The organism is Thauera sp. 63, assembly GCF_000310165.2.
Lineage (GTDB): Bacteria > Pseudomonadota > Gammaproteobacteria > Burkholderiales > Rhodocyclaceae > Thauera > Thauera humireducens.
Genome location: NZ_AMXC01000097.1, coordinates 1 through 292 on the forward strand (window position 1 = coordinate 1; position 292 = coordinate 292).

Annotated in this window: 1 protein-coding gene; it reads left to right on the forward strand. The window is 69.5% G+C overall.

Going from position 1 to position 292, the window contains the following annotated elements; all coding sequences use genetic code 11:
- The coding region (locus C664_RS20115; protein ID WP_004296536.1) for an NAD(P)/FAD-dependent oxidoreductase at positions 1 to 292 on the forward strand (292 nt) is incomplete at both ends.

A 292-nucleotide genomic window follows, 5' to 3' on the forward strand; every position in this document is an offset into this window, starting at 1 on the left:
TCTCGGTGTGCCTGATCGAGAAGGCGGCCGAGATCGGCGCGCACATCCTGTCGGGCGCGGTGATGGACCCGCAGGCGCTCACCGAGCTGATCCCCGACTGGAAGGAACGGGGCGCGCCGCTCAAGACCGCGGTCACCGAGGACAAGGTGCTGTTCCTGACCGAGACCGGCGCGCGCCAGGCCCCCAACGGCCTGCTGCCCGATTGCCTGGTGAACCACGGCAACTACATCGTGCGCCTGGGCAACGTGGTGAAGTGGCTGGGCGAGCAGGCCGAGGCGCTGGGCGTGGAGGT